Source organism: Vicinamibacteria bacterium (assembly GCA_035570235.1).
Taxonomy (GTDB): Bacteria; Acidobacteriota; Vicinamibacteria; order Fen-336; family Fen-336; genus DATMML01.
In genome coordinates this window covers 40037-53769 of record DATMML010000097.1, presented here as the reverse complement: position 1 = coordinate 53769, position 13733 = coordinate 40037, and the positions used below count along the sequence as shown (strand labels likewise).

At 71.5% G+C, this 13733-nt stretch carries 14 protein-coding genes; 6 read left to right on the top strand and 8 right to left on the bottom strand.

The genetic code is table 11. The features are described 5' to 3' along the window. Positions 1-30 precede the first annotated feature (30 nt). From ispE to VN461_18400, 3 genes are read right to left on the bottom strand one after another with little or no spacing between them, the layout of a single operon-like run. Entirely contained in the window at positions 31-939 is a 909-nt protein-coding gene (ispE, locus tag VN461_18410) for a 4-(cytidine 5'-diphospho)-2-C-methyl-D-erythritol kinase (protein ID HXB56747.1), read from the bottom strand. Beyond that, positions 936-1562: a hypothetical protein gene (locus VN461_18405; GenBank protein ID HXB56746.1), complete on the bottom strand. Its 627-nt coding sequence runs from the start codon at positions 1560-1562 to the stop codon at positions 936-938. The genes ispE and VN461_18405 overlap by 4 nt, the downstream gene beginning before the upstream one ends. Then, positions 1516-3492 (bottom strand): tetratricopeptide repeat protein, encoded by a 1977-nt coding sequence (locus VN461_18400; protein ID HXB56745.1) that lies wholly within the window; start codon positions 3490-3492, stop codon positions 1516-1518. The genes VN461_18405 and VN461_18400 overlap by 47 nt, the downstream gene beginning before the upstream one ends. A 110-nt stretch (positions 3493-3602) precedes the next feature. On the opposite strand from VN461_18400, the gene VN461_18395 reads away from it, so the two are divergent. From VN461_18395 to VN461_18380, 4 genes are read left to right on the top strand one after another with little or no spacing between them, the layout of a single operon-like run. Next, on the top strand, positions 3603-3773 hold the full coding sequence (locus tag VN461_18395) for a Trm112 family protein (protein ID HXB56744.1): 171 nt from the start codon (positions 3603-3605) through the stop codon (positions 3771-3773). A gap of 34 nt (positions 3774-3807) precedes the next feature. After that, a complete protein-coding gene (locus VN461_18390; protein ID HXB56743.1) occupies positions 3808-5133 on the top strand; it encodes an O-antigen ligase family protein in 1326 nt (441 codons plus the stop codon). A 7-nt stretch (positions 5134-5140) separates the two neighbouring features. Then, positions 5141-6124: a D-glycero-beta-D-manno-heptose-7-phosphate kinase gene (gene rfaE1 / locus VN461_18385; GenBank protein ID HXB56742.1), complete on the top strand. Its 984-nt coding sequence runs from the start codon at positions 5141-5143 to the stop codon at positions 6122-6124. Further along, on the top strand, positions 6121-7254 hold the full coding sequence (locus VN461_18380) for an NAD(P)/FAD-dependent oxidoreductase (protein HXB56741.1): 1134 nt from the start codon (positions 6121-6123) through the stop codon (positions 7252-7254). The genes rfaE1 and VN461_18380 overlap by 4 nt, the downstream gene beginning before the upstream one ends. Positions 7255-7290: 36 nt before the next feature. Here the strand turns inward: VN461_18380 and purH are convergent, their stop codons facing one another. From purH to VN461_18360, 4 genes are read right to left on the bottom strand one after another with little or no spacing between them, the layout of a single operon-like run. Further along, positions 7291-8862 (bottom strand): bifunctional phosphoribosylaminoimidazolecarboxamide formyltransferase/IMP cyclohydrolase, encoded by a 1572-nt coding sequence (gene purH, locus VN461_18375; protein ID HXB56740.1) that lies wholly within the window; start codon positions 8860-8862, stop codon positions 7291-7293. A 10-nt stretch (positions 8863-8872) separates the two neighbouring features. Beyond that, a complete protein-coding gene (locus tag VN461_18370; protein HXB56739.1) occupies positions 8873-9658 on the bottom strand; it encodes a hypothetical protein in 786 nt (261 codons plus the stop codon). A gap of 4 nt (positions 9659-9662) precedes the next feature. Then, positions 9663-10265 carry an MXAN_5187 C-terminal domain-containing protein gene (locus VN461_18365; protein HXB56738.1) on the bottom strand — a complete coding sequence of 201 codons (603 nt, stop codon included), beginning with the start codon at positions 10263-10265 and terminating at the stop codon, positions 9663-9665. Positions 10266-10267: 2 nt separating this feature from the next. Next, complete coding sequence (locus VN461_18360; GenBank protein ID HXB56737.1) at positions 10268-10675, bottom strand: hypothetical protein; 408 nt, start codon at positions 10673-10675, stop codon at positions 10268-10270. A gap of 55 nt (positions 10676-10730) precedes the next feature. Between VN461_18360 and selA the strand changes: the two genes are divergently transcribed. Together selA and VN461_18350 are read left to right on the top strand one after the other, a co-directional pair. Next, positions 10731-12146: an L-seryl-tRNA(Sec) selenium transferase gene (gene selA / locus VN461_18355; protein HXB56736.1), complete on the top strand. Its 1416-nt coding sequence runs from the start codon at positions 10731-10733 to the stop codon at positions 12144-12146. Positions 12147-12184: 38 nt separating this feature from the next. Continuing rightward, a complete protein-coding gene (locus tag VN461_18350) occupies positions 12185-13078 on the top strand; it encodes a M23 family metallopeptidase (protein ID HXB56735.1) in 894 nt (297 codons plus the stop codon). A 103-nt stretch (positions 13079-13181) separates the two neighbouring features. On the opposite strand, the gene VN461_18345 is transcribed toward VN461_18350, so the two are convergent. Next, entirely contained in the window at positions 13182-13727 is a 546-nt protein-coding gene (locus VN461_18345) for a GNAT family N-acetyltransferase (protein HXB56734.1), read from the bottom strand. Between the last annotated feature and the right edge of the window lie 6 nt (positions 13728-13733).

Below are 13733 nucleotides of genomic sequence, written 5' to 3'. Positions count from 1 at the left end.
GTCCGCTCCTCTCCGCCCCTCCAGAACCCCCTAACGACATCGTACCCGCGACCAACGTCTTCGATACTGGTCCAGAGACAGCGTCCGCGCGCGAGAGACGGTGAAGCCTTCCTTGGCTAGCGCCGCCTGGGCCTGGCGGGCCCGGCGGGCGTCGTCGAAGAGACCAAAGAAGGACGACCCGCTCCCGGAGAGGGCCGCCCAAAGGGCGCCGTTCTGGACCAGCACGCCCCGGATCCGCCTCCCCTGCTGCACCAGGACGGGGGCTTCCTCCAGGGCCGCCTCCTCGAGGTCGTTGGAGAGGAGCCTCCATCCCCCATCCCCCTCCAAGTCGCTCGATACAAAGCGAAAAATCGTAGTACTGTTTTCGCGGGGTGTCAAACTTGCGTCCAAACGCCGGAACACCGCGGCCGTCGAGACCGGCACCCCGGGGTCCACGACCACCACGTGGGCCTGCACCTGTCGCTTGAGGGGGTAGACCTCGTCTCCCCGGGCCAGCCCGAGCGCCGTGCCCCCCAGGAGGAAGAAGGGCACGTCCGCCCCCAGGCGGCGGGCCAGGGGGTGGAGTCCGGCCGGCCCCAGGCCCAGCTTCCAGAGCCGATCCAGGCCCATGAGCACGGCGGCGGCGTTGCTGCTGCCACCCCCGAGGCCACCCGCCACCGGGATCCGCTTGGTGATCACGATCTCGACCCCGTGGCCGAGCCGCGCGTGGCGCCGCAGCTCGAGGGCGGCCCGCACCGCCAGGTTGCTCTCGTCCGCGGGCACCTGCGGGTGGTCGCAGCGGACCCGGATCTCGCGCGGGAGCGGCCGCAGCACGATGTCGTCATGGAGGTCGATGGTCTGGAACAGCGTCCTGAGCTCGTGGTAGCCGTCCGCGCGAGAGCCGAGCACCTCCAGGCCGAGGTTCAGCTTCGCGAACGACGGCACGCGGAGCGCCCTCAACGGCCCCCCCACAACCGCCGGGCCTCCTCCGCGCTCACCCGGCGGTAGCCCGCGTGGGGGGGCTCCGCGAAGGCGGCCGGGGGCAGCTCGACGCCGGTTTCGGCGTCCTCGACCTTGGCCTCTAGCCGGCTGCCGTCGGGCAGGGTGGCCTCGATCTGGGCGGGCAAGACGGGGCCCCAGCGCACCCGGTAGGCACGCAGGCGCGGCGAGCCCACTCCCACCAGGAGGTCGATCACCTCCTCCGGGGCCAGGCCCACGCCGAGCAGGGCCTCGAACTCCGCGGGAGTGGCCGCGCCCAGGAACACCGCTCGGTCCCCGGGAAACACCGCGGCCAAGGCACCCTCCCTCGCCACCGCCACCAGGCGCGCCCCCGTCGGCCCCGGGATCTCGATGCGGAGGGCGTCCGGCCGCCGGAAGGCCACGAGCGCGCGCGTGCGGGCGCGGAGGGCGGGGCCCTGCAAGGAGATCCGCAAGCGGCCGCTGTAAGTGGGAGTGGCCCGCGCCTTCTCTCTGACCGCGGGCGGCGGCAGGGCGGCGGTGGCACAGCCCCCGGCCAAGAGGGCCAGGGCGACGGGGCTACGGACTCTTCTGGTCGTGGGCGTGCAGGAGGGTCTGGGCCTCACGGATCTTGCGCTCGACGCCGGCCCGATCGAGCTCTCCCTCCTCGTCCTCACCCTGGAGGGCCTTTTGCCAGAGGGTCATGGCCTCGGCCACGTGGCCGCGACGCCCGAGGATGTCGCCCAGGTGGTCGAGGATGACCGCACTGCTCCCTTGCTGCTCAAGGGCCTTGCGCACGTTCTCCTCCGCCAGCTCCAGGCGGTTCAGGCGGTACTGGGCCCAACCCAGGCTGTCGAGGTAGGCTCCGCTGCCGGGGTCGAGGGCCAGGGCCTTCTCGAGCAGGCCCATCGCCTCCTCCACCCGCACGTTGCGGTCCGCGTTCATGTAGCCCAGGTAGTTGAGGATGGCCGCGGAGTCGGGCTCCAGCTTCAGGGCCTCGCGGAAGAAACGCTCCGCCTCGTCGAGGCGCTTCTGCCGCTCGAGCACGGCCCCGAGCTGGAAGAGCACGGGCAGGCTCTTGGGCTCGAGCTCATGCGCCTTCCGGAGGGCGGCCTCCGCCTCCGAGAACTTGCGCGCCTTCCGGTAGAAGTCCGCCACCTGCAGCAGCACCTTGGGGTCCTCGGGCGACTTCTGGCGCAGCGCCTCCACCACGGTGAGGGCCCCCTTGAGATCCCCCTTCTCGCGCAGGACCGTGGCTTCCAGGCTCGCGAGATCGGGATCGTCGGGGAAGCGCGCGCGGGCGGCCCGGGTCTCGGTCAGGGCCCGTTCCAGGTCCTTGGCCAGGAGGAGGGCCTCCGCGTGGTAGCCGAGGAGGGTCGCGTCGGGATCTCCTCCGACCCGCTTGGCCCGTCCGAAGGCCGCGGCCGCGTCCGCGTGCCGGTTCTGCTGCTGGTAGGCGAAGCCGAGGTGGATCAAGAAGACCCGGTCGTTGCTCGCGCTCTCCTGAGGGTCCTCCCCGCTCCGGCTCCGGGCCAGGATCGCCTCGAGCTGGGTGGCGGCGGCGGGGAAGTCTCGCCGAGCCTCCGCGATCGTGACCTTGAGGTAGGCCGCCTTGAGGTCGCTCGCATCCTGGACCAGTACCTCTTCCGCCGCCTCGTCCGCTTTGTCGAATTCTTTCAGGTCGCGGAGGATGCGGCCCTTCAGGTCGAGGGCGTAACGGTTCTTGGGATCGGCGAGAAGAACCGCCTCCGCCTCGGCCAGGGCCTCCGGGTACCGCCGGGCCCGCTGCAGGATGTCACCCAGGCCCAGGTGCACCCGCAGGTTGCCGGGCTCGATCTCGAGAGCCTTGCGATAGTGGAGGATGGCCTGGTCAGTTTGCTGGGCGTGCGCGTAGATCTCGCCCAGGGCCTGGTATGCCCGCACGGAGGGCTGCATCTCGACGGCCTTCTTGAGGGCAGCCGCCGCCGCCTCGCTGTCTCCGGCCGCCAAGAGCTGGGTGCCGAACTGGACTTGGGCGTCGAAGCGGATCTGGGGGTCGAAGCTGCTGGCGTCGAGGGCCAAGAAGAGCTGCCATACCCGGGCCGCGTCCTTGTGCTCCTGAAGCTGGCCGTACACGTTGGCCAGGGCATGAATGGTGTTGCCGTCCGTGGGCTGGAGGCGCACGACCACCTCGTACTCCGCGGCCGCGCGCCGCAGGGCCTGCTCTGCGCCCGCACCCTCGGTGCGCAGCTGGTAGAGCTGGCCCAGGATCAGGTGGGCGTCGGCGTTGTCCTCCTCCAGGCGCACCGCCTCCTTGGCCTCGGCCAGGGCCTCGTCCAGGCGGCCCGACTCGCGGAGCAGACGCGCCGTCTCCACTCGGATCGCGGACGAGCCCCCGTCGAGCTTCTGCGCCCTCCGGTACTCCTCGAGCGAGGTCTCCGTATCGCCGGTCAGCCGGGCCTGGAGCCCCAGGCTGAAGTGATAGTAGGCCTCGGCCCGGCGGGCTTCCAGGGAAGCCCTGGCCGGGGGTGGCGACGCGATCTGGGCCGCCAACACGATCAAGGCCGGGTTCATCATTTAGTGCTCGGACCCCCCAAGCTCGATTCTCACACGCCCTTCCCGTGGGAGTCAAAGACGGTTTTGGGGTTGGCTACCCGCCGGGCGGGAGCCTGCGTTAGACTCGGCCCATGGCGATCCATCCGGAACTGCTCGAGATCCTGGCCTGCCCCGTCTGCAAGACCCCGGTGGAGGTGGTGAAGGAGGGGGCGGGGCTGCGGTGCGGGCAGTGCAAGCGCGTCTACCCGGTTCGCGACGATATCCCGATCATGCTCCCGGAAGAGGCCACGGTCGAGGACTGAGGCCAAGGCCGGAGGCAGGCGGGAAGGGCCGGTGGTGAACCTCGAACGCGCGCAGCTCGGCCTGGTGGCCATCACCGCGGCCACGTGCCTGGTCTCTATATTCGCTGCCCAGCTCGCGCTGGCCCTGGCCGTCGTCGTCTTCCTGGTCCGGCTCCTCAGCGGGCGCGCCCCGCTGCCCCGCACACCGCTCGATGGGCCCATTCTGGCCTTCTCCGTGTGGACCCTGCTCGCCGCCTCCTTTTCCGCCGATCCCTTGGCCTCCCACGAGAACGCCAAGAAGCTGCTCCTCTTCGCCCTCGTCTACCTGGCCCTGGACTCCGCGGGGGGGGAGCGGGAGCGCGAGCGGATCGTGGACGCCGCGCTTCTGGGCGGGATCGCGCTCGGCGTGGGCACCATCCTGCAGTTCCATTTCCTGGGCTTCGACACCCTGAACCGGCGGCCCCACGGCTTCATCGGCCACTACATGACCGCGGCCGGCCTCTCCATGGGCGTGGCGGTGGTGGCCGCGGCGCGGCTCGCCTTCCGCCGGGAGCCGTTCCGTCCCTCCCGGGGGGACGTGAAGCTCTTGGCCGGTTTGGGAGCCGCCCTCCTCGTCGTCTCCCTGGCCGACGCGGCGGGGATCTTCGCGGTCGAGACCACGCGCCTCTTCGTGGCCGGGCTGGCGGCAACGGCGGCGGCGACGGCCCTGGCCCGGGGGCCCTGGCCCTCGCCTTCCACGGGCACCACCCTCGCCGCCCTGGCCCTGCCGATCTGCGCCTGGTCGCTCATCATCTCCATGACCCGCAACGCTTGGCTCGGGGCCATCGCCGGCCTGGCCGTGGTGGCGGCCTTGCGCGCACCCCGCGCCCTCTGGTTGCTCCCCACCGGCCTGCTCGCCGTGCTCGTGCTGCGCCCCGCCACCGTGATCGACCGCTTGACCCTCAGCGACCCCAGCAGCGTCGATCGCTACTACATGTGGCAGGCCGGCATCGACATGATCTTGGACAAGCCCGTGTTCGGCCAGGGGCCGGGGATGATCCTCCAGACCTACCCCCGCTACCGCTGGCCGGAAGCCCCCAACCCCCTGGCCCCCCACCTCCACGACAACGCGCTGCAGATCACGGCCGAGCGGGGCCTTCCCTGCCTAGTCTTCTGGCTGTGGCTGGTGGCCGCGGCCATGGGCGACGCCTGGCGCGAGTGCCGCCGCGGCCTCTACGGGCGGGGCTGGGTCGCCCCCGGCGCCCTCGCCCTCCTGACCGCGGTGATGATCTCCGGGCTCTTCGAGTACACTTTCGGGGATTCTGAGGTCCTCATGTTCACGCTGATCTTCTCTGCTTTCCCCTACGCCTTGCGGCGGCAACGGGCGGTGGCCGCGGTTTGAGGGAGGCATGAAGCCCGCCCGGGCCCGGGCCCTGCTCAAGGCCATGAGCGGCCGGCGGGTCCTTGTCCTCGGGGACGTCATGCTCGACGAATTCATCTGGGGCAAGGTGGTGCGCATCTCCCCCGAAGCCCCCGTGCCCGTGGTCGAAGTCACCGACCAGAGCTTCCACCTTGGGGGTGCGGGGAACGTGGCCGGCAATATCCGCTCCCTGGGGGGGGAAGCGGTGCTGGTGGGGGTGGTGGGTGCGGACGCAGCGGGGGAGAGGGTCGAGGCGGCCTTGGCCGCGGCCGGGGTCGAGGCCGGCCTGACCGTGGCCGACAGCGGGCGGCCCACCACCGTCAAGACCCGGATCATCGCCCACCACCAGCAGGTGGTCCGGGCCGACCGCGAGCTGGCCGACGACATCCCGGAGGCCCTGGAGCAGGCCCTCCTGAAGCGGGTGCAGAGGGCCCTGCCCTCGTGCCAAGCCCTCATCCTCTCCGACTACCAGAAGGGCGTCGTCACCCCCCGGCTCATGAAGGCCATCTCTCCCTTGGCCCGCCGCCGCCGGATCCCCCTCCTCGTGGACCCCAAGGTGCCGCACTTCTCGCTGTACCGGCACGCGGCCGTCGTCACCCCCAACCAGACGGAGGCCGAGCAGGCCACGGGCATCCGCATCCGGAACGCGGCCGACCTGGCCGCGGCCGGCAGGCGCATCGTGGCCATGCTGGGCTGCCGGGCCGCCCTCATCACCCGCGGGGAGCACGGCATGAGCCTCTTCGAGCGCAGCCGGCGGCCCCTGCACATTCCCACCGCCGCCCGCGACGTCTTCGACGTGACGGGGGCCGGGGACAGCGTGATCGCCACCCTGGGCCTGGCCCTGTGCGCGGGGGCCACCCTCCCCGAAGCCGCCGCCCTCGCCAACTACGCGGCCGGCGTCGTCGTGGGCAAGCTGGGCACGGCCGCGGCCACCCCCGACGAGCTGCTCGCCGCGGTCGAGGACGGCGCTTGAGGGTCGCGGTCGTCGGCGCCGGCCCCGCCGGCTCGCTGCTCTCCTACCACCTGGCCAGGGACGGCGCCTCCGTCACCGTCTTCGACCCCTCCCATCCGCGCGAGAAACCCTGCGGCGGCGGGGTCACGGGCAAGGCCCTGGCCCTGCTGCCTCCGGCACCCGCCGCCGACCCCCTGCCCGCCCGCTGGGTCGACGCCTGTCGGTTCGAGTCCGGTCACGGCGAGTGGGTGGACCTCCAGCTTGACCGCCCCCTGGCCGTGGCCGCCCGCCGCGACCTGGACGCCTGGTTGCTGAGGCGGGCCACGGAGGCGGGCGCGGTCCACGCCCCCCAGCGGGTGGTCGAGGTAGACACGCAGGGCCGCGTCCGCACGGCGGGCGGGGACGAACACTTCGACTGCGTGGTGGGGGCGGATGGAGCGGGTAGCTTGGTGCGGCGGACGTTCCTGTCCCCCACCCCCCCCTCCCGCCTGTGCATGGCCGTGGGCTGGTTCGCCCGCGGCACCTCGCCCATGCTCGTCCGCTTCACACCCGGTCTGTCCGGCTACCTGTGGCTCTTCCCCCGCCCCGACCACGTCGGCGTCGGCATCTGCGCGCCTCTGGCCGCCCTTCCCACCCGGCAGCTGGTGGCGCGGCTCGAGGCCGAGGTGGCCCGCGCATTCCCGGCCCTGGTCGAGGACGAGGGCGACCGCTACGCCCACACCATCCCCTCCCCCTCCACCGATCCCGCTTCGATCCTGGAAATCGCGGGCCCCCGCTGGGCGCTGGTGGGCGACGCCGCGGCCCTGGCCGATCCCATAACCGGCGAGGGCATCCCGAATGCGCTGCGCTCCGCCGTGACCCTCGCGGAGACCCTGCGGATGGACGGCTCCCCCCTGCGCTACCCGGAGCGCGTGCTCGCCGCTTTCGGGCGGGAGCTCTTGAAGGCGGCCGCGATCCGCGCCCGCTTCTACGCCCCCGGCTTCGCGCGCCGCATGATCTCCTGCGCCGGCCGCAGCCGGGCTATCCAAAGGGTCATGACGGAGCTGGTGCTGGGTGAGCTCGGCTACCTCGCGCTCAAGCGGAGGCTCCTGCTTGAGGGGCCGCGCTTCCTGCTCCAGGGCGGGCTCTTCGCCCTCCGCGCCACCATCTAGCCCTCCGGCGCGCCGCCGCCGGGCCCCGGCGCTTGGTCAGTGGCGGAAGTGGCGGACCCCCGTGAAGACCATGGTCAGGTTCTGCTCGTCCGCGGCGGCGATGACCTCTTCGTCCTTGACCGAGCCTCCGGGCTGGATGACGGCCGTGGCCCCCGCCTTGGCGACCTCGTCGAGGCCGTCGCGGAAGGGGAAGAAGGCGTCGGAGGCGGCGGCGGAGCCGGCCAGGGGCAGCGCCGCCTTCAGGGCCGCGAACCGGGCCGCGTCCACCCGGCTCATCTGGCCGGCCCCGACCCCGAGCGTCTGCTGGGCGTTCGCGAAGACGATGGAGTTGGACTTCACGTGCTTGCACACGGTCCAGGCGAGGAGGAGCGCCTTCCACTCCTCGGCACTGGGCTTGCGCCGAGTCATGATCTCGCACTTGTCCTTATCGAGCTGATGGAGGTCCCATTCCTGGGCCAGGAGCCCGCCCATCACCCGGCGCAGGTCGAATCCGGTGACTCGATGGATGCCGGTGGTGTCCATGTCCATGACCCGCAGGTTGGGCTTGGCGGCCAGCGTCTTCTTGGCCTCCGATTCGAAGCCGGGTGCGATCACGGCCTCCACGAAGACCCCCGCGATCTTGCGGGCGGTCGACCCGTCCACCCGCCGGTTGAAGGCCAGGATCCCCCCGAAGGCGGAGACGGGATCCCCCGCCCAGGCCCGCTCGTAGGCCTCGAGGGGATCGTTGCCGAGACCGGTGCCGCAGGGGTTGGTGTGCTTGACGATCACGCACGCGGGCTCGCGCAGCTCCGTGGCCAGACGCCAGGCCGCGTCCAGATCGAGGATGTTGTTGAAGGAGAGCTCCTTCCCCTGGATTTTGCGGGCCGCGGCCACCGAGTAAAGCGTGGAGCCGAGGTCGCTGTAAAAGGCCGCCCGTTGGTGGGGGTTCTCGCCGTAGCGCAGGTCCTGGACTTTCTCGTAGTTCAGGGTGAGGCGGTAGGGGAACACGTCCTCAGATTCGGCCACCGCATAGCCGCCCTCGCGGACCTCGACCTGGGCGAAGTAGCCGGCAATCGCGGCCTCGTAGCGGGCGGTGTGGCGGAAGGCCTTCTGGGCCAAGAAGAGCCGGGTGGGGCCGTCGATGCCCCCCGCCCGGTCGAGTTGCTCGAGGAGCAGGGGGTAGTCGGCGGGGTCCACGACCACCGCCACCTGCTGGAAGTTCTTGGCCGCCGCCCGCAGCATCGTGGGCCCGCCCACGTCTATGTTCTCGACCGCCTCTTCGAAGGGAGCGCCCTTGGCCACCTTGTCCTCGAAGGGGTAGAGGTTCACGACCACGATGTCCACGGGCGGGATGCCGTGCTCGGCCAGGGCCTTTTGGTGCTCGGGGCGGTCGCGCCGGGCGAGGATTCCGCCGTGGATCAGGGGGTGCAGCGTCTTCACCCGGCCGTCCAGGATCTCGGGGAAGCCGGTGGCGGTGGACACCGGCACCACCGGCACCTTCGCCTTCGTCAGCTCAGAAGCGGTGCCGCCGCTGGACACGATCTCGTAGCCGCGGGAGTCCAGGCCCCGGGCCAGATCGACGATCCCTTCTTTGCGAAAGACGGAGATGAGCGCTCTCTTTCGTGCCATGTGGGTTCCTTCAGAGCGGAGGGGAGCGGGTCTCGAGGGTGGAGGGGGGCTCGTCTCGCGGCCGGACCTCCCGCGGCGGGGGCATCCGCGTCAGGTCGCCGTGGGCCTCGCGCCACACCACCAGCCAGGTGGCGGCGATGCCGGTGACCGCGCGTGAATAGGATATGGAGGCGACGCCGAAAACGGGTGAGCGATAGTCGACGGTCCGGTGATCCACCAGCCTCCCGTTGCGGAACAGTTCGGTTCTTATGACGGGCGACTGGACCCGGCTGCGGTCCAGCAGCCCCTGCCAGTAGGCGGCCAGGTCACGGTGGTCCAGCTTCAGGGCCGGGGGGTCCTCCAGGACGACCGGGATCAAGCCCAGGCTGCCCTGCGTGAAGTCGTAGTACTCGCGCACCACCCCGGGGGGGAAGCCCTCGGGCCCCGCGGTCAGCACCGGGTCCGCGAGGTCAGCGGGGATGCGCAGGAGCGCGCCCAGGCGCACCAGCCCCTCGCCCAGGCGCTGGGTGCGGAGCAACTCCACGACCGCTTGGAGCTCCGCTTCCAGGGCGGCCAGGGTCTCGGGCTGGAGGTGTCCGGTCTGGAAGTCCACGGCCAGAGCCTGGCTCAGGGCGGGGGGGAAGCGCTTCAGCTCCTCCCCGATCAGGGCCTCCCGCGAGGCCAGGAGCCGGCCCAGGGAGCGGGGAACGACCCGGCGGGCGTCGCGACCCAAGGCTTCCATGAGCGAGAAGGGCCAAGCCCCCGCGCTCGCCGCCCCCAGGGCCATTAGGCAGGTGAGGAGGAGGGGGCGTCGCACGTTGCTACTTGACGACCTTGGCCTTGAGGCTGACCTTGCCGTCCCGGGTCTCCAGGCGGAAGTCCACCGCCTGCCCCCCCTTCTCGCTGATGAGGCGCGTGGTCTGCTGGCCGATCAGCTTCTGGAAGCTGTCAAACTTCACGGGCGCGCTCTCCCCCGCCGCCTGGCGCGCGGCCAGGAAGCGCTCGTAGAGGGAGCGCACCGCTTTCGCGTCGCGGTCGAGGCTCTGCACCCGGACTTCTGCGTTCTCGGCCCGCCGCGCGGCGGGTCCCGCGGGGCTCTTCACGGCCGCGGAGGGGGGAGGCGGAGGAGGCAGAATGTCCGCCTTGAGGCCGTGGACGCCCAGGGGTCGCCCTTCTTCCTTGGCCCGCAGTCGCTTGGACCACAGCTCGTTCAGGGTGTTGTATTTCGCGGTCAGGCTCTGATACCGGAAGCGTTCGGTGTTGTTGCGGATCTCCGCGTTCGCGTGCCGGCGTATGAGCGCCTCCACCTTCGTCTTAAGATCGGTGGGGGGCTTCCTCTCCAGCCCCCCGAAGAACTTGTCCCACTCGATCTGGAGCTGCCGGATCGACCTCTCGATGACCTCGACGTCCTCCTCGATGGGCACCTCTAGGCCTCGCCGCCCACGAAGATCCAGAAGAGGGGCAGCCAGAGCTCGTGGGCGTAGGGAGCTCTCTTCCCGTCGACCAGCACCTCCGTACCCGGGCGCTGGCCCACGAGGTCGTAGAGATCGCGGAGCACGCGGGCGGAGTGGGCCTCGAAGGCGGCGTGGTGGGTGGGGCCGTCCGGGCCGGGCACCTCGCGGTAGGCGGGAGAACGCCGGGCCAGCTCCAACGCCCGCGCGTAGTCCTCCCCCGCGAAGGCCTCGAAGGAGATCCCCATTCGGTAGGGACGGGTTCGCCAGCGAGGATAGAGGATGTCCGCCATCTCGTCGGAGAGATGGGAGATGTCCGCCTCCTCCTGGGGGATGAGCCGGGGCAGCCTCTCGGCAAAATCCTTCGCGCGCTCCCGACCCATGCCGGCGAGGATAGGTCACGCGCCGGGAACAGTCAACGCGTGTATAGTTTTCGAGGTGCCGAATCCCACCGAAACCGACCTGCGTCGGCGGCTGCCCTCGGTGGACCAGGCGCTTCAAGCGCCCGGGGTGGCCGCGCTCCTCGAGCGCCACGGGCGCGCGCCCGTCCTGCGGGAGCTGCGGGAGCTCCTCGAGGAAGCCCGCGCCCGGGCCAACGCGGGGGACGGGCCCGGCCTCGAGGCCTCGCTCCGCGATCTGCCCAGGCTCCTGGCCGACCGCCTCCTCGCCGCCGCTGCGCCCTCCCTCATTCCCGTCATCAACGCGACGGGCGTGGTCGTCCACACGAACCTGGGCCGGGCGCCCCTCTCCCCCGAGGCCGCGGCCCGCGTGGCGGAGATCGCATCCTCCTGCTCCAACCTGGAGTTCGACCTCGAGCGCGGGGACCGTGGTGACCGCGAGGTCCACGCCGAGGGCCGCCTCAGCGACCTACTGGGGGTCGAAGCCACCCTGGTGGTCAACAACTGCGCGGCCGCCGTGCTCCTCGCCGTCAACACCTTTGCCGAGGGCCGGGAGGCGCTGGTGAGCCGGGGGGAGCTGGTGGAGATCGGCGGCTCCTTCCGGATCCCCGAGATCTTGGGCAAGGGGGGGGCTCGCCTGCGCGAAGTGGGCACCACCAACCGCACGCGCCTGGCCGACTACGCGGCCGCCCTGGGGCCGGAGACGGGGATGATCCTCCGCGTTCACCCCAGCAACTTCAGGATCGTAGGCTTCACGGAGTCGCCCTCCCTCAAGGACCTGGCTGGCCTCGCTCGGGAGGCGGGCGTCCCCCTCGTTGAGGACCAGGGGAGCGGCCTTCTCGCACCGCTGCCCCCCCCTCTTGATGGCGAACCCACCGTCGCCCAAAGCCTTTTGGCGGGGGCCGACGTCGTGACCTTCAGCGGCGACAAGCTGCTCGGGGGGCCCCAGGCGGGACTGGCCGCGGGGCGCCGGGCCCCCCTTCTGGCCATGCGGCGGAACCCGCTCTACCGCGCCCTGCGCGTGGACAAGATGACGCTCGCCGCCCTGGACGCTGTCCTCCTCGACCACGCCGCGGGCCGGGCGCGGGAGAGCGTGCCCGTTCTGCGCATGCTCACCGCCACCGCGGGCGAGGTGCGGGCGCGCGCGGAGGCCTTCGCGCGCGCCCTCCGCTCGGAGAGCCCGGGCCTCGGGGTCGCGGTGGAGGAGGGCAGTTCCAAGGTGGGCGGGGGGGCCGCGCCCGCCGTCGCCGTCCCTACCGCCCTCGTGACCGTGGCCCATCCCGCTCTGGGGCCGGCCCGGCTGGCCGCGGCCCTGCGCGCGGGGCGGCCACCGGTCGTGGCACGGGTGGCCGACGACCGCCTGGTCCTCGACTTGCGAACCGTACGACCGCAGGACGAGCCGGTGCTTCGGGCCGTGCTCGTGCGCGCGGCCGCCGAATCAGACGAGACCGGTTGAACCGGTCAGGCGGGAATGGCATGATCGCACGCGATTAGATGAGACGCGCCCTTCTCCCCCTGGTCGTCCCCTCCCTCCTCGCTCTCGCCGTCCCCGGTTCCCCGCAGGACATTGTGAAGCGGGTGGGTTTGGTGACGTTCCTGGTCGACTCCAGCCAGGCCTTCCCGGGGGGTCTCTTCGTCGTCCGCCTCCAGGCGCGGGGCGCCCTGGGCGCAGCGTATGCGGTCGTGGACGGACAGCGCGCCCCATTCTTCATGGCCGCCAAGGGCCCCCGGGCCCTCGTGCCCATCCCCCTCACCGCCGTGCCCGGGCCGACCACGCTGGGCGTCGAACTCATGGCCCGACGGGGGCGGCAGCGTATTCCCCTCTCCGTCACCATCGCCCGGCGCGACTACCCCGCGCGCACGGTGACGATTCCCGAGACCAAACGCCCGCTCCTCAAGCAGCCGTCGGTCACCCACGACGCGCGGCAGCTCCTGCTCTTGCTGCGGACGGAGTCCCCCGACGCGCCTGGGCCCCTCAAGCCTCCGATCACGGTGGTGGACGGCCACGGATTCGGGGGCGTCCAAACGTGGCTGGGGGGCTCCCCGGTGGAGTCGATGCTGGATGGGATGTACGGAGAAGAGCACCGCGGCCTGGACTACGAGGTTCCTCCCGGCACGGTGGTCATGGCCCCCGCCTCCGGAACCGTCCTCTTCGCCGGCCCCATGGCCCTGGGGGGACAGACGCTCGTGCTCGACCACGGCCAAGGGATCCTGAGCGTGCTCTTCCACCTCTCCCGGATCGACGTCGCCCCCGACGGCCACGTGGAGGCGAGGGCCGCCGTCGGCTACTCGGGGGAGACGGGTCTGGCCGTGTCGCCCCAGGTGGAGTGGCGGACCTATCTGCACGGGGTAGCGGTGGACCCGCGCAGCCTGGACCGGCTGGATTAGGGTCGGCCCCCGCTCCCCCGCGCCGTTCCGTGAGCCCTCGCGTGGCGTTTGGCGCCCCGCGGCTCCCCTTCCCCCCGGAGAAGGCGCTGCCCTTAGTCTGAGGTCAGAGATCCTTCCCCAGGCAGACGCTCAGGGGGGAGTCGACGTACTCGCCGAAGGCGGGGATGGGCGAGTAACCGACCCTCCCATAGAGCGCGAGCGCCTCTTGCTGGCGAACACCGGTCTCGAGAACCAGCCGCCGGATACCCAGGCGGCGGGCCTCGGCCTCGAGGGCGTCCAGAACGGCGAGCCCGACGCCCCGGCCGCGGACGGCCGGAGAGACGTACATCCGCTTGATCTCTCCGACCGCCTCTCCTATGACCCGGACGGCGCCACAACCGACGGGGGTCGACGCCAGGTAAGCGACGAGGAAGGCGCCCCGTCCCTCCGCCACCTCCTCCGCGTGGAGACGAAAATGCGTGGCCCCTTCCTCGGGGTAGCGGTCGGAGAGCTCCGCGTTCAGGGAGCGGATGAGCTGCTGCGCGACCGCGGAGAGGATGTCCTCCCGGACAACCTCTACTCTGGGCTCGACCCCCATTGCCGCCAACGCCTCCCCCGGGGGAAGGCTCCCCTTAGCGTCCGTGAAGAGCGGGACGAACTGGGGCCGCATCCCCGC

Excerpts from the sequence above, each read along its gene's own strand:
- VN461_18400 (HXB56745.1), bottom strand. The coding sequence starts at position 3,492 with ATGATGAACCCGGCCTTGATCGTGTTGGCGGCCCAGATCGCGTCGCCA.
- VN461_18395 (HXB56744.1), top strand. The coding sequence starts at position 3,603 with ATGGCGATCCATCCGGAACTGCTCGAGATCCTGGCCTGCCCCGTCTGC.
- rfaE1 (HXB56742.1), top strand. The coding sequence starts at position 5,141 with ATGAAGCCCGCCCGGGCCCGGGCCCTGCTCAAGGCCATGAGCGGCCGG.
- purH (HXB56740.1), bottom strand. The coding sequence starts at position 8,862 with ATGGCACGAAAGAGAGCGCTCATCTCCGTCTTTCGCAAAGAAGGGATC.
- VN461_18360 (HXB56737.1), bottom strand. The coding sequence starts at position 10,675 with ATGGGTCGGGAGCGCGCGAAGGATTTTGCCGAGAGGCTGCCCCGGCTC.
- VN461_18350 (HXB56735.1), top strand. The coding sequence starts at position 12,185 with ATGAGACGCGCCCTTCTCCCCCTGGTCGTCCCCTCCCTCCTCGCTCTC.
- VN461_18345 (HXB56734.1), bottom strand. The coding sequence starts at position 13,727 with ATGCGGCCCCAGTTCGTCCCGCTCTTCACGGACGCTAAGGGGAGCCTT.